The 20,904-nt window shown below is 61.9% G+C and carries 19 protein-coding genes; 8 read left to right on the forward strand and 11 right to left on the reverse strand.

All coding sequences use genetic code 11. The features are described 5' to 3' along the window. The first annotated feature begins 4 nt into the window (after positions 1 to 4). The 7 genes from C4J90_RS24220 to pqqE all read left to right on the forward strand — a co-directional run bounded on the left by C4J90_RS24220 (position 5) and on the right by pqqE (position 6,608). The gene (locus tag C4J90_RS24220) at positions 5 to 799 is read left to right on the forward strand and encodes a carbon-nitrogen hydrolase family protein (RefSeq protein WP_124408345.1); all 795 of its coding nucleotides are present in this window, start codon (positions 5 to 7) and stop codon (positions 797 to 799) included. Positions 800 to 847: 48 nt separating this feature from the next. Further along, positions 848 to 3,235, forward strand: coding sequence for a pyrroloquinoline quinone biosynthesis protein PqqF (pqqF, locus tag C4J90_RS24225; RefSeq protein WP_124420976.1), 2,388 nt, complete (start codon positions 848 to 850; stop codon positions 3,233 to 3,235). 158 nt (positions 3,236 to 3,393) lie between these two features. Then, positions 3,394 to 3,468, forward strand: a complete 75-nt coding sequence (gene pqqA / locus C4J90_RS24230) for a pyrroloquinoline quinone precursor peptide PqqA (RefSeq protein ID WP_003194766.1) — start codon at positions 3,394 to 3,396, stop codon at positions 3,466 to 3,468. Between the two features lie 71 nt (positions 3,469 to 3,539). Next, entirely contained in the window at positions 3,540 to 4,451 is a 912-nt protein-coding gene (gene pqqB, locus C4J90_RS24235) for a pyrroloquinoline quinone biosynthesis protein PqqB (RefSeq protein ID WP_124420977.1), read from the forward strand. 9 nt (positions 4,452 to 4,460) lie between these two features. Beyond that, positions 4,461 to 5,213 carry a pyrroloquinoline-quinone synthase PqqC gene (gene pqqC / locus C4J90_RS24240; protein ID WP_124364666.1) on the forward strand — a complete coding sequence of 251 codons (753 nt, stop codon included), beginning with the start codon at positions 4,461 to 4,463 and terminating at the stop codon, positions 5,211 to 5,213. Beyond that, positions 5,210 to 5,485 (forward strand): pyrroloquinoline quinone biosynthesis peptide chaperone PqqD, encoded by a 276-nt coding sequence (gene pqqD, locus C4J90_RS24245; RefSeq protein WP_124420978.1) that lies wholly within the window; start codon positions 5,210 to 5,212, stop codon positions 5,483 to 5,485. Before pqqC ends, pqqD begins: the two co-directional genes overlap by 4 nt. Further along, the gene (gene pqqE, locus C4J90_RS24250; RefSeq protein WP_124364668.1) at positions 5,427 to 6,608 is read left to right on the forward strand and encodes a pyrroloquinoline quinone biosynthesis protein PqqE; all 1,182 of its coding nucleotides are present in this window, start codon (positions 5,427 to 5,429) and stop codon (positions 6,606 to 6,608) included. Before pqqD ends, pqqE begins: the two co-directional genes overlap by 59 nt. Positions 6,609 to 6,613: 5 nt before the next feature. On the opposite strand, the gene C4J90_RS24255 is transcribed toward pqqE, so the two are convergent. Both C4J90_RS24255 and C4J90_RS24260 read right to left on the reverse strand, forming a co-directional pair. After that, on the reverse strand, positions 6,614 to 6,772 hold the full coding sequence (locus C4J90_RS24255) for a YqaE/Pmp3 family membrane protein (protein ID WP_003194776.1): 159 nt from the start codon (positions 6,770 to 6,772) through the stop codon (positions 6,614 to 6,616). A 180-nt stretch (positions 6,773 to 6,952) separates the two neighbouring features. Then, positions 6,953 to 8,215: an aspartate aminotransferase family protein gene (locus tag C4J90_RS24260; protein WP_124420979.1), complete on the reverse strand. Its 1,263-nt coding sequence runs from the start codon at positions 8,213 to 8,215 to the stop codon at positions 6,953 to 6,955. Between the two features lie 209 nt (positions 8,216 to 8,424). Between C4J90_RS24260 and C4J90_RS24265 the strand changes: the two genes are divergently transcribed. Then, a complete protein-coding gene (locus C4J90_RS24265; RefSeq protein WP_124364670.1) occupies positions 8,425 to 9,324 on the forward strand; it encodes a LysR family transcriptional regulator in 900 nt (299 codons plus the stop codon). A 227-nt stretch (positions 9,325 to 9,551) separates the two neighbouring features. Here C4J90_RS24265 and C4J90_RS24270 read toward each other — a convergent pair whose 3' ends face one another. From C4J90_RS24270 to bioF, 9 genes are all read right to left on the reverse strand, one after another. Beyond that, on the reverse strand, positions 9,552 to 11,330 hold the full coding sequence (locus C4J90_RS24270; RefSeq protein WP_124420980.1) for an acyl-CoA dehydrogenase C-terminal domain-containing protein: 1,779 nt from the start codon (positions 11,328 to 11,330) through the stop codon (positions 9,552 to 9,554). Between the two features lie 139 nt (positions 11,331 to 11,469). Continuing rightward, positions 11,470 to 13,239: an acyl-CoA dehydrogenase C-terminal domain-containing protein gene (locus tag C4J90_RS24275; RefSeq protein WP_124420981.1), complete on the reverse strand. Its 1,770-nt coding sequence runs from the start codon at positions 13,237 to 13,239 to the stop codon at positions 11,470 to 11,472. A gap of 89 nt (positions 13,240 to 13,328) precedes the next feature. Next, positions 13,329 to 14,618, reverse strand: coding sequence for a diguanylate cyclase (locus C4J90_RS24280; RefSeq protein WP_124420982.1), 1,290 nt, complete (start codon positions 14,616 to 14,618; stop codon positions 13,329 to 13,331). A 344-nt stretch (positions 14,619 to 14,962) separates the two neighbouring features. Further along, positions 14,963 to 16,768 carry a phenylacyl-CoA dehydrogenase gene (locus C4J90_RS24285; RefSeq protein WP_124368582.1) on the reverse strand — a complete coding sequence of 602 codons (1,806 nt, stop codon included), beginning with the start codon at positions 16,766 to 16,768 and terminating at the stop codon, positions 14,963 to 14,965. A 334-nt stretch (positions 16,769 to 17,102) separates the two neighbouring features. Further along, a complete protein-coding gene (locus C4J90_RS24290) occupies positions 17,103 to 17,384 on the reverse strand; it encodes a pyrroloquinoline quinone biosynthesis protein PqqE (RefSeq protein WP_124364675.1) in 282 nt (93 codons plus the stop codon). A 106-nt stretch (positions 17,385 to 17,490) separates the two neighbouring features. Beyond that, positions 17,491 to 18,171 carry a dethiobiotin synthase gene (bioD, locus tag C4J90_RS24295; protein ID WP_124364676.1) on the reverse strand — a complete coding sequence of 227 codons (681 nt, stop codon included), beginning with the start codon at positions 18,169 to 18,171 and terminating at the stop codon, positions 17,491 to 17,493. Then, positions 18,168 to 18,980 (reverse strand): malonyl-ACP O-methyltransferase BioC, encoded by an 813-nt coding sequence (gene bioC / locus C4J90_RS24300; protein ID WP_124420983.1) that lies wholly within the window; start codon positions 18,978 to 18,980, stop codon positions 18,168 to 18,170. The genes bioD and bioC overlap by 4 nt, the downstream gene beginning before the upstream one ends. Beyond that, positions 18,973 to 19,704, reverse strand: a complete 732-nt coding sequence (locus C4J90_RS24305) for an alpha/beta fold hydrolase (RefSeq protein WP_124420984.1) — start codon at positions 19,702 to 19,704, stop codon at positions 18,973 to 18,975. The genes bioC and C4J90_RS24305 overlap by 8 nt, the downstream gene beginning before the upstream one ends. Then, entirely contained in the window at positions 19,697 to 20,878 is a 1,182-nt protein-coding gene (gene bioF / locus C4J90_RS24310; RefSeq protein WP_124420985.1) for an 8-amino-7-oxononanoate synthase, read from the reverse strand. Before bioF ends, C4J90_RS24305 begins: the two co-directional genes overlap by 8 nt. Positions 20,879 to 20,904: the final 26 nt, after the last annotated feature.

Here is a 20,904-nt window from a genome sequence, read left to right on the forward strand (position 1 = left end):
TGACATGCGTGTCGCCCTGTACCAATGCCCGCCACTGCCGCTGGACGTGGCCGGTAATCTCAAGCGCCTGCAGCAACTGGCGCATGAAGCGTCGGGTGCCGATGTGCTGGTGCTGCCGGAAATGTTCCTGACGGGCTACAACATTGGCGCCGAAGCCACAGGCGCCTTGGCCGAGGCCCGGGATGGCGAGTCGGCACACACCATTGCTGAAATCGCGCAAAGTGCCGGGCTGGCGATTCTGTATGGTTACCCGGAGCGGGCCGAAGACGGCCAGATCTACAACGCTGTGCAGTTGATCGACGCCCACGGCAAGCGCTTGTGCAACTATCGCAAGACTCACCTGTTTGGCGACCTCGATCACGCGATGTTCAGCGCTGGTGAGGATGACTTCCCGCTGGTGGAAGTGAACGGCTGGAAGCTGGGTTTCCTGATTTGCTACGACCTGGAGTTTCCGGAAAACACCCGGCGCCTGGCCCTGGCCGGTGCCGAACTGATCCTGGTACCGACTGCCAATATGGTGCCGTTCGACTTTGTTGCCGACGTCACCGTGCGGGCGCGGGCGTTCGAGAACCAATGTTTCGTGGCCTATGCCAATTACTGCGGGCACGAAGACGATATTCACTATTGCGGCCAAAGCAGTATTGCCGGGCCCGATGGCCAACGCATCGCCCAGGCGGGCCTGGATGAAGCGTTGATTGTCGGCACGCTGGACCGGCAATCGATCCTCGACGCCCGCGCCGCCAATCACTACCTGCACGACCGTCGCCCCGAGCTTTACGGCGCGCTGCACAAGCCCTGATCGACCGGGTTTGCTAGCATAGGCGCTTCCCCCGCTTCGGAAGTGCCCATGCCTGCGTCGGTTCACGCTCAACCCCTGCACCTCACTCTGGCTAATGGCCTGCGGATTCGCCTGCGCCATGCACCGCGCTTGAAGCGCTGCGCGGCTGTTTTGCGTGTGGCTGCCGGCAGCCATGACGCGCCATTGGCATGGCCGGGGCTGGCGCATTTCCTTGAGCATTTGTTGTTTTTGGCAACCGAGCGCTTTCCGGCAGACGAAGGGTTGATGGCCTACGTGCAGCGCCATGGCGGGCAAGTGAATGCCAGCACCCGCGAGCGCACTACCGAATTCTTTTTCGAGCTGCCGGTTCCGACCTTCGCCGATGGGCTCGTGCGGTTAGCCGACATGCTGACGCACCCTCGTCTGGCCCTCGACGACCAACTACGCGAGCGCGAAGTGCTGCACGCCGAGTTCGTTGCCTGGTCGCAAGATGCCAAGGCGCAGCAACAGGTGGCCTTGCTGGAGGGCTTGGCCGCTGATCACCCGTTGCGCGGCTTCCATGCGGGCAATCGCGACAGCCTGCCAGTGGAATGTGAGGCTTTTCAGCAGGCGTTGCGCGAATTTCATCAGCGCTTCTATCAAAGCGGGCAGATGACGTTGAGCCTTGCCGGCCCACAATCGCAGCAAGACCTGGAAGCGCTGGCGCAGCAAGACCTGGAAGCGCTGGCGCAGCAATTCAGTGCGCAGTTGAACGGCGGCCCGTTACATCCCCAGGCCGCGCCGCCAGCGTTGATGGCCGGGCAAGCCAGGGGCTATCAACATGTTGCCGATCATCATCTGCATCAGGTCATCACCTGTGACGCACCGCGCGAAGCGCTGGCGTTTCTCTGTACCTGGCTCAACAGCCCGGCGCCGGGTGGCTTGCTCGCTGAACTCAAAGCGCGACGCCTGGCGACTGCCTTGCACGCCTCGGTGCTGTACCACTTTGCCGGACAGGCTGTGCTGGATATCGACATCCAAGGCGATGCGACTACACAGATCGAGGCGCTGCTGCACGACTGGCTGAGTTTTTTCGCACACAGCGACTGGACGCCCCTACGCGAAGAGTTCGTCTTGCTGACTGCTCGCCAACAACAAGTCCAAAGCGCCCTGGGGCTGGCACGCAACGACCTCGAAGACGTATCGGACCAAAGTCTCGCAGCGCTCAAGGCCATGCTCGACGCACTGCATCTGCCGCCCGCCAGGCATGAATGGCAGCTTGCGCCGGCTAACCCGTTTCTTCGTCCCGCTGCTCAAGAAGAACGTGCCGGCTTGATTCGCGGCCAGACCAGCGCCCACCGGGGCTTGCGCACATTCGCCCAGGACCGCTCGCGGGGCCGACGGGAAACATCGGCGCTGACATTCAGCCAGGCATTGGCCAATGACACCGGTGAAGGCGCCCTGTACCTGCGCTGGCGATTTGAGGGCGCCGTGCCTGCTGGCCTGGACAGTCTGTTACAACCGCTGCGCGACAGTGCCGGTCAAGCGGGCGTCGAGTTGGCTTTCGAAACCATCGCCAATGACTGGCAGGTAAAAATGCTCGGTTTCCACGAGCCCATGCCAGCCGTGCTTGAAGCAATGACGCGCTGCTTGAGCACTGGCGCTGAACACTTGGCGCCTCCACCCCCGGCACCGATGATTGCCATCCGCGAATTGCTCAAGGCATTGCCCGCCTGCTGTGTCGGCGTTCAACCGACGCCCCAAGCGACGCCAGCCTCGTGGGCCACCGCCCACTGGCAAGGGCTGGGCTCAGGGTTGCCGGCAGCCTGTGAAGCGGCGATCAAGACCGCAGCAGCCCGCTTGCCTGGGCAGCCTGCGCCTTTGCAATACGAGCCTCAACCGCTCAAAGGTCAGCGCCGCTGGCACGAGATCAACACCGCGTCCAGCGAAGCGGCGATGCTGTTGTTTTACCCGACACCCACTCAAGCCCTGTCCGATGAAGCCGCCTGGCGCTTGCTCGGTCATCTGCTTCAGGGGCCGTTCTACCAGCGCCTGCGGGTCGAACTACAAATCGGCTACGCCGTTTTCAGTGGCATCCGACAGGTCAATGGGCAGACCGGCTTGCTGTTCGGCGTGCAGTCTCCCAGCGCATCCCTCGGTGAGATCGTCGAACAGGTGCAGACGTTCCTGGCACTACTGCCGTCGTTGATCGAGCGCAGCGCAGACATGGGCAACGAGGCCTTGGCGCAGCAATTCACTGCCCAATCCCTGCCGATGGCCCAAGCCGCTGATTTGCTGTGGCATGCGCAGTTGGCGGGCCACTCATCGGGTCATCTGGAACAATTACAAGAATTGATACAAAGCTGCTCGCGGGACGATATGCGGCGCGCCGCGCAACAACTGAACGACGCCACAGGCGGCTGGCGCTGCATTGCCAACGGCCCATGCATCGGGGGGCGCTGGCAGCCAGCGGCGTGATCATTGCCAACCGTGCAACAGGCTTTTTCTTTCGGGACAGCGCTAACTTGAAAAGAATTGCGTAATATTCCCACGCAATATCTGAACATCTCCCATGGGAGGTGGACTATATGTACTACTTGGTAGTGAACATCCCGTCCCTTGATAGGAGTATGAATATGACCTGGTCCAAACCTGCTTACACTGATTTGCGCATCGGTTTCGAAGTCACCATGTACTTCGCCAGCCGTTAATCCGCTGGGTAATACAACGCCTCGGTTCGCCCGGGGCGTTTTTGTTTTGAGCTGTGCTTGATGGAGCGATCATGTTTGTCCAGATTCTAGGTTCCGCCGCCGGCGGCGGCTTCCCGCAGTGGAACTGCAACTGCGTGAATTGCGCAGGTTTTCGTGATGGTAGCCTGCGGGCCCAGACGCGGACCCAGTCGTCCATCGCGATTTCCGATGATGGTGTGAATTGGGTACTGTGCAACGCATCGCCGGATATCCGCGCACAACTGCAAGGGTTTGCGCCGATGCAACCGGGCCGCGCCCTGCGTGACACCGGCATCAGCGCGATCATCCTGATGGACAGTCAGATCGACCACACCACCGGCCTTCTGAGCCTGCGCGAGGGTTGCCCGCACCAGGTGTGGTGCACCGACATGGTCCATGAAGACCTGAGCACCGGTTTCCCGCTGTTCACCATGCTTACTCACTGGAACGGCGGCCTGGCCTGGAACCGTATTGAGCTGGACGCCAGTTTCACCATCCCGGCCTGCCCCAACCTGCGCTTCACGCCACTGCCGCTGCGCAGCGCCGCCCCGCCGTATTCTCCGCATCGCTTCGACCCGCACCCAGGCGACAACATCGGCCTGATCGTCGAAGACCTGCGCACTGGTGGCAAACTGTTCTATGCCCCAGGCCTGGGCAAGGTCGACGCGCCGCTGCTGGACATCATGGCCGGTAGCGACTGCCTGCTGGTAGACGGCACGATGTGGGACGACGACGAAATGCAGCGCCGTGGCGTCGGTACCCGCACCGGCCGCGAAATGGGCCACCTGGCGCAAAATGGCCCTGGCGGCATGCTCGAAGTGCTGGAACAGTTGCCCGAGCAGCGCAAAGTGCTTATCCACATCAACAACACCAACCCGATCCTCGATGAAGATTCCCCCGAGCGAGCCGAGCTGGTGCGGCGTAATGTCGAAGTAGCCTACGACGGCATGAGCATCGAGTTGTAGGAGACTCATATGACTGATACACCGATGACCCCCGAAGCATTCGAACACGCCTTGCGCGCCAAAGGCGCCTTCTACCATATTCATCACCCGTATCACGTGGCGATGTACGAAGGCCGCGCCACCCGCGAGCAGATCCAGGGCTGGGTCGCCAACCGTTTCTATTATCAGGTGAACATTCCCCTCAAGGACGCAGCGATCCTGGCCAACTGCCCGGACCGTGAAATCCGTCGCGAATGGATCCAGCGCCTGCTCGACCACGATGGCGCGCCCGGAGAAGACGGCGGCATCGAAGCCTGGCTGCGCCTGGGCCAAGCCGTCGGTCTCGACCCGGACCAACTGCGCTCCCAGGAACTGGTATTGCCCGGCGTACGCTTTGCGGTAGACGCCTACGTCAACTTCGCCCGCCGCGCCAGTTGGCAAGAAGCCGCCAGCAGCTCCTTGACCGAACTGTTCGCGCCGCAGATCCACCAGTCGCGCCTCGACAGTTGGCCGCAGCATTACCCGTGGATCGACCCGGCCGGCTACGAATACTTCCGCACCCGCCTGGGCCAGGCCCGTCGCGACGTGGAACACGGGTTAGCGATCACCCTGCAGCACTACACCACCCGTGAAGGCCAGGCGCGCATGCTGGAAATTCTCCAGTTCAAACTGGACATCCTGTGGAGCATGCTTGACGCCATGAGCATGGCCTACGAACTGAACCGCCCGCCATACCACAGCGTGACCGAGCAGCGGGTGTGGCATAAAGGGATCATCCTATGAGCTTTGATCGCAGCAAAAAACCGACCTGGCGCCCGGGTTACCGCTTCCAGTATGAGCCCGCGCAGAAAGGCCATGTGCTGCTTTACCCGGAAGGCATGATCAAGCTCAACGACAGCGCCGCGCTGATTGGTGGCTTGATTGACGGTGAGCGCGACGTGGCGGCCATCATCGCCGAGCTGGACCGGCAATTTCCCGGCGTGCCGGAACTCGGTGATGACATCGAGCAATTCATGGAGGTCGCCCGTGCCGAGCACTGGATCACCCTTACCTGAAAAACCCGCCATCGGCCTGCCGCTGTGGCTGCTCGCCGAGCTGACTTACCGCTGCCCGCTGCAGTGCCCGTACTGCTCCAACCCGCTGGATTTTGCCGAGCAGGGCAAGGAGCTGAGCACCGAGCAATGGATCAAGGTCTTTCGCGAGGCCCGCGAGATGGGCGCCGCGCAGCTCGGGTTTTCCGGCGGCGAACCGCTGGTGCGCCAGGACCTCGCCGAACTGATCTTTGAAGCGCGCAAGCTGGGGTTCTACACCAACCTGATCACCTCAGGCATTGGCCTGACCGAACAGAAGATCAGTGATTTCAAAAAGGCCGGCCTGGACCATATCCAGATCAGCTTCCAGGCCAGCGACGAACAGGTCAACAACCTGCTGGCCGGCTCGAAAAAAGCCTTCGCGCAAAAGCTCGAAATGGCTCGGGCGGTGAAAGCCCACGGTTACCCGATGGTGCTGAACTTCGTCACCCATCGGCATAACATCGACAAGATCGACCGCATTATCGAGCTGTGCATTGCCCTCGAGGCGGATTTTGTCGAGCTTGCCACCTGCCAGTTCTACGGCTGGGCGCAGCTCAATCGTGTGGGGTTATTGCCGACCAGGGAACAACTGGTACGCGCCGAACGCATCACCAACGAATACCGCGCCAAGCTCGAAGCCGAAGGCCACCCGTGCAAGCTGATTTTCGTCACGCCGGATTACTACGAAGAACGCCCGAAAGCCTGCATGAATGGCTGGGGCAGTATTTTTCTGACAGTGACACCGGACGGTACCGCCCTGCCCTGTCATGGTGCCCGACAAATGCCGGTGCAGTTTCCCAATGTGCGCGACCACAGCATGCAACACATCTGGTACGACTCGTTCGGCTTCAACCGTTTTCGTGGCTACGACTGGATGCCCGAGCCGTGCCGTTCATGCGATGAGAAGGAAAAGGACTTCGGCGGCTGCCGTTGCCAGGCCTTCATGCTCACGGGGGATGCGAGCAACGCCGACCCGGTGTGCAGCAAGTCCGAGCAGCACGGCATCATCCTTCAAGCGCGGGAAGAAGCCGAACACGCCACCCAGACCATCGAGCAACTGGCGTTTCGCAATGAGCGCAATTCGCGCCTCATCGCCAAAGGCTGAGGGTCTCAGCGCTTGGCGATGATGTACACCGCGTGAATGATGCCGGGGAAGTAACCGCACAGGGTCAGCAGAATGTTCAGCCAGAACGCGCCGCCGAAGCCTACTTGCAGGAACACACCCAGTGGCGGCAGCAGAATGGCGATGATGATACGAATGATGTCCATGGGTCAGCTCCAGAAATCGGCTCGTGTGAGCCGTGTAGCTAATCGACCTTGGCGCTTCGTGAGGGTTCAGTAGGTTCTGGCGTTGGGCCATCCTTTAATCAACAGACAAAAAAACGCCCCCAGCCAAAAGAATCAGGCTGGAGGCGCCGCGTATCCCGCGAGACGGTTCAGGAAATGGGGTTAGACGGCAATGCCCTTGCGGCATTGCAGTTGGGCGGTGCGTACCCGAGAGAAGGCACGGGCAAGGCGCAGAAGCATTTCGTCGATGTGGTTTTTGCTGACATTCAGGGCGGGGGTAAAGCGCAGACAATCAGGCTGCGTAGCGGTGAGGATCACGCCTTCGTGCAGCGCGGCCTTTACCACCGCAGCCGCAGAATCGTCCGACAGCGTGAGGCCCCATAGCAGACCGTTGCCGCGCAATTGTCCGTGTTCATAACGGTGAGCCAGGCGCGCAAGGCCTTCTGCCAGATACGTGCCGGATTCGCGTACCTGTTCAAAAAAGCCGCTGGCCAACACGGCATCGAGTACCGCACCACCCGCTGACGCCATCAGCGCATTGCCGTGATGCGTGCCGTCCAGCTCGCCCGCCTCGAAGCAACAGGCTGTGCCGCGCGCCAGCAACGCCGCGAGGGGCACGCCACCGCCCAGGCCTTTGCCGAGGGTAATGATGTCGGCGCGTACGCCGTATTGCTGTTCGGCGAGCAGGCTGGCGCAGCGGCCGATGCCGGTTTGCACTTCGTCAAGAATCAGCAGGATCCCCAGCTCGCGGCACAGGCGTTCGACGCCTTTGAGGTAGTGTTCGGTGGCGGGAATGACACCCGCGGCGCTCTGGATTGGCTCCAGCATGATGGCGACGGTGTGCGCATCGACGGCGGCGTGCAGCGCCGGCAGATCGTTGAACGGCACATGGCTGAAGCCCGGCAGTTGCGGTTTGAAACGGTTTTCGCAGGCACCTGCCGAAGCCGACAAGGCCGCGAAACTGCGGCCATGGCAGCCGTTGCCTGCCGTGATGATGTGGTAAGCCCCGCCGCGATGCAACTGGCCCCATTTGCGCGCCAGCTTGATGGCGGCTTCAGAGGCTTCCGCACCGCTGTTGAGCAGGTACGCCTGATCGCTGCCGGTGTGATGGCACAGGCGATCAACCAGGTCGAGCTGAGCCCGGTTGTGCAGGCCCATCCCAGGGTTGATCACGCTTTGCATCTGCTCGGCAATCGCGTCGCGCACGACTTGTGGACTGTGACCGAGGCTATTGGCGCCGCTGCCTTGGCTGAAATCCAGGTAGGCACGGCCGTCGCTGTCCGACAGCCAGGCGCCTTGACCCTGGACGAACACCTCGGCGGGGCGAGTGGCAGACGGCATCAGACATTGGCTGGAAAAATCATGCTGCGCAGCCTGAAGCACCAGGTCGTCAAGGCTCGGCGCGGCGCGCCGGAACAGGTTCACAGTTCACCCCTGACAGCAAGCAGACTTTGGTCGGTATCGGGTGCAAGCTCGGTGCTGAGGTGTGTTGCCTTGCCTATGTAAACGCCATTACCAAAAACGTTATTCATTGCTCGATCCGGCCCTGTAAGCCCTGCGAATAGGCGCTAGACTAGGCGTCTCAAGGGCCCACGGCCATTTCGATTTTTCAGCTTTTTCGATAAGCAAAACTTATGGATTTCAAGCAACTGCGTTATTTCGTCGCGGTTTACGAAGAAGGTCATGTAGGCCGTGCCGCCGAGCGTCTGTCGATCTCCCAGCCGGCCTTGTCGCAGCAGGTTCGCCAACTGGAACAGAACCTCGATGTGAGCCTGTTCGAGCGCAGCAGCAAACGCCTGCTCCCCACGCTGGCGGCACATACGTTGTACAACCATGCCTTGCCCCTGATCGACGGCATGCAGCAAGCCGTGGAGGCGTTGCGCAACTTCAAAGGCCAGGCGATGCGCACCTTGGCCATCGGCGTGCTGCAAACCGTGCACACCAGCCTGGTGCCGCAGATGCTCGAGCGGGTGCGCAAGGCCCAACCCCACCTGGTGGTGCAAATCTACGAATTGACCGGGCTGGAAATCGAACGCCGGCTGCTCAACGGCTCGCTGGACATCGGTATCAGCTACCTGCCACCGCGCCAGCCGGGCCTGCATGGCGTGTTGTTGTATGAAGATGAATTGAAGGTGGTCATCCCTGAGCAGCATCCCTTGCGGGAATTCAAGAAGGTCTCGCTGAAACAGGCAGCCGAGTTGCCCATGTTGCTATTGGGCGAGGAATTTCAGGTGCGCCAGATCTGGCAGGCCCAGTTGGCCAACCTGGGCCGGCGCCCGCAGGTGCAGGCGGAGCTCAATACCATGGTGGGGATTCTCGACAGCCTGCCCCACACCCAGTTGGCCACTGTGCTACCGGGGCGCTCACAGGACGAACACAACAGCCAGTCGTTGCTGTGGAAACCCTTGAGCGAACCCAGGGTACCGTTGAAAGTCGGATTGGTGTGCCGTGACGTGCAGCGCCAGCAAGCGACGGTGGCATTGCTGCTCACGTTGCTGGAAGACGTGATGAATGCCCCGCAGGCAGGCGCCTAACTTTTTCGCGGGCAAAAGAAAACCCCGCCGAAGCGGGGCTTTGCAGACTGTTTCCCTGACATCCATTTCACTCCGCCATCCTGGCAGAATCCTACGTGTCCGTGTTGTTGCTTTGCGCTTCCTGCGCGACGTCCATGTGAAGTAGATTATCCGTGGATCCAATATGGCGATAGAGGACGATTAGCAGCACGTCATGTAAGAGAATGCTTACATACGTGCCTCGCCCCCTAGAACAGCGCTTCATCCATCAGGAACAGTGATTCACTACCGGCTTTTACCGACGCGCTCAACGAGTGGATACGCGGCAACAGGCGTGCAAAGTAGAAGCGCGCAGTGCCCAGCTTGCTGGCATAGAAATCCTCTTCGGCCTCCTTGCCCAACGCGGCCTTGGCCATGCGCGCCCACATATAGGCGTACGCCATGTAACCGAACGCATGCAGGTATTCCACCGAGGCTGCGCCGATTTCATTCGGGTTGGTTTTGGCACGGTCCAGCACCCAGGCGGTCAGTTCATCCAGGTTATCCACCGCCGCGCCGAGCGGACGGGTGAACTCGCCCAATGCCTCGCCCGCAGTGGCGATGAACTGGCGGATCTCATCGGCGAACAAGGTGTAGAACGCGCCACCGCTGCCGACAATCTTGCGCCCCATCAAATCCAGCGCCTGGATACCATTGGTGCCTTCGTAGATCTGGGTGATGCGCACATCACGCACCAACTGCTCCTGGCCCCACTCGCGAATGTAGCCGTGGCCACCAAATACTTGCTGGCCGAGCACGGTGGTTTCCAGGCCCAGGTCCGTGAGGAATGCCTTGGCGACCGGCGTCAGCAACGCCACCAGGTTGTCGGCGCGCTCGCGGGCGGCTGCGTCTTCGCTGAACTTGGCGATGTCCAATTGCGTTGCGACGTAGGTGGAGAACGCACGGCCGCCTTCGTTCGCCGCCTTCATGGTCAGCAGCATGCGGCGCACGTCCGGGTGCACGATGATGGGATCGGCGGGCTTGTCCTTGGCTTGTGCGCCCAACGGGGAGCGGCTTTGCAGGCGGTCGCGGGCATATTCGATCGCGTTCTGATAGGAGCGCTCGCCGGAAGCCAGGCCTTGAATGCCCACCCCCAGGCGCTCGTAGTTCATCATGGTGAACATCGCCGCCAGGCCACGGTTGGGCTCACCCACCAGGTAACCCACGGCTTCGTCGAAGTTCATCACGCACGTCGCGGAGGCCTGGATGCCCATCTTGTGTTCGATCGAGCCGCAGTTCACCGGGTTGCGTGCACCGAGGCTGCCGTCGGCGTTCACCATGAACTTCGGCACCAGGAACAGCGAGATGCCTTTGGGACCCGCTGGTGCATCCGGCAATTTGGCCAGCACCAGGTGGATGATGTTTTCGGTCAGGTCGTGTTCGCCGCCGGTGATGAAAATCTTGGTGCCGCTGACCTTGTAGGAACCGTCCGCTTGGGGCTCGGCCTTGGTGCGAATCATGCCCAGGTCGGTGCCGGCATGGGCTTCGGTCAGGCACATGGAACCGGCCCACTCGCCGGAATACATCTTCGGCAGATAGGTGGCCTTGAGTTCCTCGCTGGCGTGGGTATTGATCGACACGCAAGCGCCCGAGGTCAACATCGGGTACAGGCCGAAAGCCAGGCTGGACGAGTTGATCATCTCTTCGACCTGTGCCGACACCGCCTTGGGCATGCCCATGCCGCCGTACACCGGGTCGCCACCCACACCAACCCAGCCGCCTTCGGCGTAAGTCGCGTAGGCCTGGGGGAAACCGTCCGGCGTAGTGACCGCACCGTCCGTCCAATGGCAACCTTGCTCATCGCCGCCACGGCTTAACGGCGCGATGGATTTGGCGGTGACCTTGCCGGCTTCTTCGAGGATCGCTTCAACGGTTTCGGCGTCAACCGTGTCTGCCAGGGCAGGCAATTGGGCCCACGTCGTGGCGACTTCAAAAACTTCGTTGAGGACGAAGCGCATATCACGCAACGGCGCTTTGTAATCAGCCATGGCAAACCTCGTGAGAAGGTGAAAAGTGATTCGATAGGATCGGTTTTACAGACTCCGAGTGTACCCGAACAACTTTTCAGACACATAGGGTCCGTTCGTGACCAATAAGTATTTATAAGTCACGACGACCCCGTTCGGCCTATAGGGAAAACGCGTGCGCCGGTAAGCTCATCAGGCAGTCGCTGCCCGCCTCCACCGCAGCCCGGTGCATGGCGGTGCGTGGCAACAGGCGCTTGAAGTAAAAGTCGCAGGTTGCCAGTTTGCCCTGGGCAAACTCTGGCTCGTGGTGTGCCTGCGCCGCGATCGCCATGCGCAACCACAGGTAGGCAAGGATTATGTAGCCGCTGTACATCAGGTAATCCATGGCCGCCGCGCCCACTTCGTCGGGATTTTTCATCGCCGCCGTGCCGACCTTCAGGGTCAGCTCACCCCATTGCTGGTTCAACTGGTTGAGCTGCTCTACAGCGGCCTTGAGTTGCGCGTGCTCGGCATTGGCGACGCAGAACTTATGCACAATTCTGGTAAAGCCGCGCAGCAACTTGCCCTGGCTGCCCAGCACCTTGCGCCCCAGCAGGTCGAGGGCCTGGATACCGTTGGTGCCTTCATAGATCGGCGCAATCCGGGCATCCCGGGCCAATTGCTCCATGCCCCACTCGCGAATGTAGCCATGGCCGCCGAATACCTGCATACCGTGGTTGGTCACCTCCAGCCCGGTTTCGGTCATGAAGGCTTTGCAGATCGGCGTGAGGAAGGCCAACAGGTCCCCGGCCTCCTGGCGCTGGCCGGCGTCGTCACTCAGGTGCGCCGTGTCGAGCAACTGGGCGGTGAAGTAGGTCAGCGCGCGATTGCCTTCGTTGAAGGCTTTCATGGTCAGCAGCATGCGGCGTACGTCGGCGTGCACGATGATCGGGTCGGCGGCCTTCTCCGGGGCCTTGGCGCCGGTCAATGAGCGCATTTGCAGGCGATCGTTGGCATATTTGATCGCGCCCTGGAAGCTCGCCTCGCCATTGCACAAGCCCTGCATCCCGGTGCCCAGGCGCGCGTGGTTCATCATGGTGAACATGCAGTTGAGGCCTTTGTTCGCCTCACCAATCAGGAAGCCCTTGGCGCCGTCGAAGTTCAGCACGCAGGTGGCCGAGGCCTTGATGCCCATCTTGTGCTCGATGGAGCCGCAGTGCACCGCGTTGCGTTCACCGGAGTCGGCATGGAACTTGGGCACGATAAACAACGAGATGCCTTTGGTGCCCGCCGGTGCATCCGGCAGTTTGGCCAGCACCAGATGGATGATGTTGGCACTCATGTCGTGCTCGCCGGCCGAGATGAAGATCTTGCTGCCGGTGACCGCATAACTGCCGTCGGCCGCAGGTACGGCGCGGGTCTTGATCAAGCCCAGGTCGGTGCCGCAGTGGGCTTCGGTCAGGCACATGGTGCCGGTCCATTCGCCAGCGGTGAGCTTGTGCAGGTAAGTAGCTTTCTGTTCGTCGGTGCCATGGGCGTGGATCGCTGACATTGCACCGTGGGTCAGGCCTGGGTACATGCCCCAGGAGGTGTTGCTGGAGCCGATCATTTCGCTCAGCACCAGCCCCAGGGACTGCGGCAAGCCTTGGCCGCCGTAGGCCGGGTCGGCCGCCAAGCCGTGCCAGCCACCTTCCGCGTACTGGGCGAAGGCTTCCTTGAAGCCCTTGGGCGTGGTCACCACGCCCTGATCGAAATGGCAGCCCTCTTCATCGCCGCTGCGATTGAGCGGCGCGAGTACGTTCTCGCAGAACTTCGCGCCCTCCTCAAGAATTGCATTGACCATGTCGGGGCTGGCGTCCGTCGCGCCCAGGGCCGCGTAGTGGCCGTGGAAGTCGAACACGTTGTCGATCAGAAAGCGCATGTCGCGCAGGGGAGCTTTGTATTCAGGCATGGCAATATCTCCGGCGGCAGATAGTTCAACCTACTGCCGGCCAACGCCCCGGACAATCACTGTAGCGCTGCTGAATACAGCACCATTACTCAGCCGGCAGCACGCTCCATACGCACCGCACCGCGACGGTTCTGCCCGGCCGCGATCACGCAATTGCGCCCGGCGCCCTTGGCGGCGTAGAGCGCCTGGTCGGCGGATTTGAGCACTTCTTCTGGGCTGCGCTGCTCGGCCTGGCGCTCGGCCACGCCGATGCTGACGGTCACCGACACACTGGAGGCGCCGCTGCCGGCCCGACGCTGGCGGCCTTGATGATCGTCAGGAGGGCGGTCCGGGTTGCGCAATTTGATCGCATAGTTGGCGATGATCTCGCGGATTTCCTCCAGGTGCGGCAAGCATTCATCCAGGCTCTTGCCGGCGAACACCACGGCAAACTCTTCCCCGCCATAACGATAGGCGCGCCCGCCGCCGTTGACCTTGGACAGCTTGCTCGCCACCAGGCGCAACACCTGGTCACCCACGTCATGGCCATGGGTGTCGTTGAAACGCTTGAAGTGGTCGACGTCGCCCATCGCCAGCACGTAGTTGCGCCCCAGCCGCTGCATGCGCTCGTTAAGGGCGCGGCGCCCCGGCAAGCCGGTCAGCTCATCGCGAAACGCCATTTGATACGCCTCGTGCGCCACACCGGCAGCGATCATCAGCATGACCTGGCTGCACATGATGTTGAGGGTAAACGGCAGGATGAAGGTTTGCGGCAGCATCCAGAACATCCCCAGCAACCCCACCAGTTGCGCGGCGTGCAGCGGGCGCGGCTGATACCAGTACTGGGCGGCCAGGGTGAGAAAGCCGATCAGAAACATCGGGTATGACAGCTGGATCAGGCTCATCCAGGCGCCATGCAGCACCGGCCAGCGAATTTCAGCCAACCAGTCCAGCACGCCCTGGGGATAACTTTGCTCCAGCGCCAGCGCCACGCTGCCGACGGCAAGCAACACCGCGCAACGTGCGACGAAGTCGCGGAACAGGTGGGTCTTTTCCTGCCACAGCGCATACACGCTGAACAACAAGGGCAGCAGCAGGCAGCACAGGTGAAACACCACGGCGGCGTCTTCGCGCACGCGGCCATTATCGCGGTAGAAATCGGTCTGGGTGTCGAGCAGGAAATAAGCGACATACACCGTGATCATCAGGAACAGCTCACGCTGGCGCCGGTACACCGCGCAGTACGCACCGCCGAGCAACAGCACCAAGGTTGGCAGCACGTTGAACAGCGAGGTGAAGAAGACGTTGAGGTCTTTGAGATACGCAGCCGAGAGCCCGGCCAGCAACAGCAGCAACGAGGGCAGGAAATGGCTGAACCGTACAGCAGACACGCGTGACAAGGGTAAAACTCCGACCCGCAAAAAATGATGGCATAGTGCCCCTGCGCGACCAGTTAACCACAACTCGTCCGGCATGTATCACATTGCCATCACTGTAACGGCACCGGCTGGTAATCCCTTAATGCCAGAGCGCATTTTTATGGCCGACAGTGACCGAATGTGGGAGGGGGCTTGCTCCCGATAGCGGTGGGTCAGCTACAAAGGGGCTGACTGATACACCGCTATCGGGAGCAAGCCCCCTCCCACAGGGGATCGCATTAACACTCTCAGGCTCGTGGCATTACAACTGGCGAAAAAAAACCGCCGCCCCTTAGGGCGGCGGTTTTGGAAGATCCCGGTGCAGCTTAGTAAGCCAGGCCGAAGTCTTCTTCTTTCATGTCCATCAGGTTGCTCGCGCCCGACAGCATGGTTGCCACGTGGGTGCGGGTGCGCGGCAGGATGCGCTGGAAGTAGAAGCGCGCGGTCTGCAGCTTGGCGGTGTAGAACGCCTCTTCGGTGGTGCCAGCAGCCAGTTTTTCAGCGGCCAGGCGGGCCATGTCGGCCCAGAAGTAAGCCAGGCACGCGTAACCGGAGTACATCAGGTAGTCCACCGAGGCGGCACCGACTTCTTCACGGTCTTTCATCGCGGCCATGCCGACCTTCATGGTCAGCTCGCCCCACTCTTTGTTCAGCGCCGCCAGCGGTGTAACGAACTCTTTGACCGCGTCATTGCCTTCGTTGGCCTGGCAGAACTTGTGGACGATCTTGGTGAAGCCCTTCAGCGCTTCGCCTTGGGTCATCAGCACTTTACGACCGAGCAGGTCCAGCGCCTGAATGCCGGTGGTGCCTTCGTACAGCATCGAAATACGGCTGTCGCGAACGTTCTGCTCCATGCCCCACTCAGCGATGAACCCGTGGCCGCCGTAGATCTGCACGCCGTGGTTGGCGGACTCGAAACCGACTTCGGTCATGAACGCCTTGGCGATCGGGGTCATGAAGGCCAGCAGGCCATCAGCCTGTTTCTTGGCTTCGTCATCGGTGCCGTACTTGACGATGTCCACTTGCTTGGCGGTGAAGTACACCATCGCACGGTTGCCTTCGGCGAAGGCTTTCATGGTCAGCAGCATGCGGCGTACATCGGGGTGCACGATGATCGGGTCGGCGGCTTTGTCCGGCGCTTTCGGGCCGGTCAGGGAGCGCATCTGCAAGCGATCACGCGCATATTTGAGGCCGCCCTGAAAGCCGATTTCGGCGTGGGCCAGGCCTTGCAGCGCAGTCCCCAGACGCGCGGTGTTCATAAAGGTGAACATGCAGTTCAGGCCTTTGTTCGCCGGGCCGATCAGGTAACCGGTAGCCGCGTCGAAGTTCATCACGCAGGTGGCGTTACCGTGGATACCCATCTTGTGCTCCAGGGAGCCACAGGTCACCGCGTTGCGCTCGCCCACCGAACCATCGGCGTTGGGCAGGAACTTGGGCACGATGAACAACGAGATACCTTTGGTGCCAGCCGGTGCATCCGGCAGGCGCGCCAGGACGATGTGGACGATGTTGTCGGCCATGTCGTGTTCACCGGCCGAGATGAAGATCTTGGTGCCGGAGACTTTGTAGGAACCGTCAGCCTGGGGTTCGGCCTTGGTGCGCAGCATGCCCAGGTCGGTGCCGCAGTGCGGTTCGGTCAGGCACATGGTGCCGGTCCACTCGCCCGAGACCAGTTTGGTCAGGTAGGCGTCTTGCTGCTCGGGCGTGCCATGCTCGGAAATGGTGTTCATCGCGCCATGGGACAGGCCTGGGTACATGCCCCACGACCAGTTGGCTTCGCCGACCATTTCACTCACCGCCAGGCCCAGGGACTCCGGCAGACCTTGGCCGCCGTGCGCCACATCGTGAGCCAGGCTCGGCCAGCCGCCTTCGACGAACTGTTTATAGGCTTCTTTGAAACCTGCTGGGGTTTTAACGCCTGACTCGCTCCAGGTACACCCTTCGATGTCACCCACGCGGTTCAACGGTGCCAGCACTTGCTCACAGAACTTGGCGCCTTCTTCCAGAATGGCGTCGACCATGTCCGGCGTAGCGTCCTGGCAAGCCGGCAGGCTCTGATAGTGCGCTTCATAGCCGAGCAGTTCGTCACGCACGAAGCGAATATCACGCAAGGGGGCCTTGTAGTCAGGCATAGCGATAAACCTCTGCTGATGTATCTGGGATGAACAACCGCGTGGATGTGTGATGGCGGTCAAACAGGTGTTTGAAACATACGTTTACGACCTGGGGTTGTCAAGCGTCGGCCCGATGCCGTTTGTCTTGATACGGGTCAATGGCGCGCACGGCAAAGCCTGTGGCGTGATGCCACAGATCAAGAAGTGTAGGAGTTCGGCGGGAGGGCACGGAACAAATGTGGGAGGGGGCTTGCCCCCGATGGCGGTAGGTCAGCTATGAATAAGCTGACTGATAGACCGCTATCGGGGGCAAGCCCCCTCCCACATTTTTAAATGGCATGCAGCGAGAGAGTCAGGCGTAGGTATCGATCAACGTACCGAGCATTTCGTCCGAAGCCTTGGCAACTTTTGCCCCCAGCTCCACTTGAAACTTGCCCTGGGCCATTTCGACCATATTGCTCGCCGAATTGGATGCCTGGGCACGATCGTTGGCTTGCAGGCGGTCGCTCTGCGCGGCCGATGGCTGGGTGGTCGCGGCGCTGGCAATGTTGCCGGCGGCCTGGTCGACACGGCTCTGCCCGGCCTGAATGGTGCTCAGGCCCGAATAAAACGCGCTGCTTCCAGAGATTTCCATGGCGCAAGCCTGCCTTTAGAGAATCGTGATAGCCAATTGAACCAGACATCCTGGCAAAAGGCTCGCTAAAAACACTAATGGCATATTGCCTTAGCGATAGCCAAAATCAGTCAAGCAGGTCCATTTCCAGGTAGGCGGCCACCGCGGCTGCCCCGGCGTGCTTGAGTTTGGGCACTCGCCCCAGGCAAGGCGCCGGCAAACGCTCGGCCAAGGTGGCGAGGTTCTCTTCCAGACGAGAGGTCTTCGGATCGATGATATTGGCCACCCAACCGGCCAGCGACAGACCATCTCGTGCGATCGCTTCGGCCGTGAGCAACGCGTGGCTGATACACCCCAGCCGAACCCCCACCACCAGAATCACCGGCAGCTTGAGCGCAATGGCCAGGTCCGACAGATTGGCCTGGTCGGCCAGGGGCACACGCCAACCGCCCGCGCCTTCGATCAACGTGAAGTCCGCTTGGTGCGCCAGGATCCGTTGCATCGGCTTGAGCAGCGACTGCACTGTGAGCGCGACACCTGCCTCACGGGCGGCCAGATGCGGTGCAATCGCCGGTTCGAACGCCACCGGGTTGACCTCGGCATACGTCAAGGGCAACGAACATTCGGCGAGCAGCGCCAGGGCATCGGCATTGCGCAACCCCTTGGGCGTTACCTGGCAGCCCGAGGCCACGGGCTTTCCCGCCGCCGTGCTTTTGCCGGCTTGACGCGCAGCATGCAGCAGGCCGGCAGCGATGGTGGTCTTGCCCACATCGGTGTCGGTACCGGTGATGAAATAAGCGGCGCTCATAGCGGTTTCTCCAGTACGGCGTACACCACTTGATAGGTGGCGGGCAGGCCCTGGGCCCGACGGAACTGCTCGTAAGCCTGGATCAATGCCGCGATTCGCGCACGGCCGGTCAACCCTCCCGGGCGCCCTGGGTTGAGGTTATGCGCGCCCAAGGCTTTCAATTCGTGGGTCAGGCTGCGTACGTCCGGGTAATGCAGTACATGGGCCCGCCGCTCCAGGCTCGCCACCCGAAAACCACTGGCGGCGCACAGCTGTTGATACGCCTCGAAGGTGCGGAAGCGGTTGACGTGAACCAGGCCATCCGCCGCGCGCCAGCTTTCGCGCAGCTCATCCAGCGTGCCTACGCACAGGCTGGCGAAGGCCAGCACGCCGCCCGGTTGCAGCACGCGAAACGCTTCACTGAGGACCGCATCGAAATTCGCACACCACTGCACCGCCAGGCTGGAGAAGATCAGCTCGAAGCTGTCGGCCTTCAGCGGCAGGCGTTCCGCATCCCCCGCGACGAAGTGCTGCGCGCCGCCCAAAGGCAGCGCATGGTTGAGCATGCCCTCGGCAATATCCAGCGCCGTGCCTTGGCCGGCCGGCAGGCGCTCAGCCAGTGCACGGCTGAAATAGCCCGTGCCGCAGCCCAGGTCGAGCCAGCGCTGGGGCGCACGGCCCATCGGCAGCCGAGCGAGCAGTGCGTGCCCGACCGCCCGCTGCAACTCGGCCACGCTGTCGTAACTGGCGGCGGCTCGAGAGAACGACGCGGCCACCTGACGCTTGTCCGGCAAGGCGCCCGGCAGAGGAGGATGGGATAGATCAGTCATCAGCATACTCATGCAAAAAAGCCTGGATGGCCCCCGCCACACCGTGGGGGTCTTCCAGAAGAAAAGCGTGACCGGCCTGTTCAATCAGGCCGATCTCCACATCGGGCAGCAGCGCCAGCAGGTCACTGGCGGCTTCGGCCGGCACCAGCCCGTCCAGGCCGGCAAACAGATGCAGCTGTGGCCCGCGAAAGGCCTGCAAGGCGGCGCGGGTGTCCAGTTGGGCGAGCAACTCCAGGCCGGGCATCAACACGCTGGGCGCCGTGTTCGGTGCTCCACTGACCAGCAGCCGCGACAGCCCGCGTGGGTCGGCGGCGCCTTTGGCGCACAACAGGCCAAAGCGCTTGAGGGTGACCTGGGAATCCGCGTGGCAGCCGGCGAGGAACGCGTCGAATGTTTCAGCGGGCATGGCATGGGGCCAATCAGCGTGGGCGACAAAACACGGATTGCTCGCCAGGGTAAGCAAACCGCAGCAACGCTCGCCGCGTCGCGCCGCCAGCTCTGAGGCGAGCATGCCGCCGAGGGACCAGCCGCCGAGCCAGACATTGTCCGGCAGCGTGGCATCCAGTTCGTCGAGCCATTCGGCCAGTTCGCTGCCGTCCAGTGCCGGCAAGGGCTCGACCTGCACCTGCAGGTGTTCATTCAAGCCGTGCAACGCCGCAGCCAGCGGCTCCAGCGGCGACACCCCCAGGCCCCAGCCGGGCAGCAATACCAGTCGGTCACGCATGTTCGGGCTCCATGGCGTTCAACAAACGGAAACACGCCTCCAACGCGTTTAACAATAGCTGCACCTGCGCCGCGCTGTGGGCCGCCGTCAATGTCACGCGCAAACGAGCACTGCCGGCGGGCACAGTGGGCGGGCGGATCGCGGTCACCATCAACCCGCGCTCGCGCAGCATGTGCGACAGGCGCAGGGCGCGCGCGCTGTCGCCAATCAGGATCGGCTGGATCGGGGTAAAACTGTCCATCAGCGCCAGGCCGAGCTGTTCGGCGCCCTGGCGAAACTGGCGAATCAACGCGTTGAGGTGCTCGCGGCGCCAATGCTCGCTGCGCAGCAGCTCGAGGCTTTTCAGGGTGGCGCAGGCCAAAGCCGGCGGCTGGCTGGTGGTGTAGATGTACGGGCGGGCGAATTGGATCAGGCTTTCGATCAGTTCTTCACTGCCCGCCACAAAGGCCCCGGCGGTGCCGAACGCTTTGCCCAGGGTGCCGACCAGCACCGGCACGTCCTCCAGACTCAGGCCGAAATGTTCGACGATGCCCGCGCCATTGGCCCCCAGCGGGCCAAAGCCGTGGGCGTCATCCACCATCAACCAGGCACCTTTGGCCTTGGCTTCACGGGCCAGCGCCGGCAGATCGGCCAGGTCGCCATCCATGCTGAATACGCCATCGGTCACCACCAGCGTGTTACCGCAGGCTTTCTCCAGGCGCTTGGCCAGGCTGGCGGCATCGTTATGCAGGTAGCGGTTGAAACGGGCCCCCGACAACAAGCCGGCATCCAGCAACGACGCATGGTTGAGACGGTCTTCCAGCACCGTATCGCCCGGCCCCACCAACGCCGTGACCGCACCGAGGTTGGCCATGTAGCCGGTGGTAAACAGCAACGCACGCGGGCGCCCGGTCAGGTCGGCCAGTGCTTCTTCCAACGCATGGTGCGGCGTGGCGTGGCCCACCACCAAGTGCGACGCACCACCGCCCACGCCCCAGCGGGACGCACCGACGCGCCAGGCCTCGATCACCTGCGGATGGTTGGCCAGGCCCAGGTAGTCGTTATTGCAGAAGGCGAGCAACGGCTTGCCGTCCACCACCACTTCCGGGCCCTGAGGGCTCTGCAGCAGAGGGCGTTGACGGTAAAGGTGTTCGGCACGGCGGGCAGCGAGGCGCGCGGCGAGATCGAAAGACATGCAGGGTCAACTCGGTCAAAACTGTG

Source organism: Pseudomonas sp. R2-60-08W, assembly GCF_003852335.1.
Lineage (GTDB): Bacteria > Pseudomonadota > Gammaproteobacteria > Pseudomonadales > Pseudomonadaceae > Aquipseudomonas.

Excerpts from the sequence above, each read along its gene's own strand:
- C4J90_RS24220 (WP_124408345.1), top strand. The coding sequence starts at position 5 with ATGCGTGTCGCCCTGTACCAATGCCCGCCACTGCCGCTGGACGTGGCC.
- pqqF (WP_124420976.1), top strand. The coding sequence starts at position 848 with ATGCCTGCGTCGGTTCACGCTCAACCCCTGCACCTCACTCTGGCTAAT.
- pqqB (WP_124420977.1), top strand. The coding sequence starts at position 3,540 with ATGTTTGTCCAGATTCTAGGTTCCGCCGCCGGCGGCGGCTTCCCGCAG.
- pqqC (WP_124364666.1), top strand. The coding sequence starts at position 4,461 with ATGACTGATACACCGATGACCCCCGAAGCATTCGAACACGCCTTGCGC.
- pqqD (WP_124420978.1), top strand. The coding sequence starts at position 5,210 with ATGAGCTTTGATCGCAGCAAAAAACCGACCTGGCGCCCGGGTTACCGC.
- pqqE (WP_124364668.1), top strand. The coding sequence starts at position 5,427 with ATGACATCGAGCAATTCATGGAGGTCGCCCGTGCCGAGCACTGGATCA.
- C4J90_RS24255 (WP_003194776.1), bottom strand. The coding sequence starts at position 6,772 with ATGGACATCATTCGTATCATCATCGCCATTCTGCTGCCGCCACTGGGT.
- C4J90_RS24265 (WP_124364670.1), top strand. The coding sequence starts at position 8,425 with ATGGATTTCAAGCAACTGCGTTATTTCGTCGCGGTTTACGAAGAAGGT.
- C4J90_RS24270 (WP_124420980.1), bottom strand. The coding sequence starts at position 11,330 with ATGGCTGATTACAAAGCGCCGTTGCGTGATATGCGCTTCGTCCTCAAC.
- C4J90_RS24275 (WP_124420981.1), bottom strand. The coding sequence starts at position 13,239 with ATGCCTGAATACAAAGCTCCCCTGCGCGACATGCGCTTTCTGATCGAC.
- C4J90_RS24285 (WP_124368582.1), bottom strand. The coding sequence starts at position 16,768 with ATGCCTGACTACAAGGCCCCCTTGCGTGATATTCGCTTCGTGCGTGAC.
- C4J90_RS24290 (WP_124364675.1), bottom strand. The coding sequence starts at position 17,384 with ATGGAAATCTCTGGAAGCAGCGCGTTTTATTCGGGCCTGAGCACCATT.
- bioD (WP_124364676.1), bottom strand. The coding sequence starts at position 18,171 with ATGAGCGCCGCTTATTTCATCACCGGTACCGACACCGATGTGGGCAAG.
- bioC (WP_124420983.1), bottom strand. The coding sequence starts at position 18,980 with ATGACTGATCTATCCCATCCTCCTCTGCCGGGCGCCTTGCCGGACAAG.
- C4J90_RS24305 (WP_124420984.1), bottom strand. The coding sequence starts at position 19,704 with ATGCGTGACCGACTGGTATTGCTGCCCGGCTGGGGCCTGGGGGTGTCG.
- bioF (WP_124420985.1), bottom strand. The coding sequence starts at position 20,878 with ATGTCTTTCGATCTCGCCGCGCGCCTCGCTGCCCGCCGTGCCGAACAC.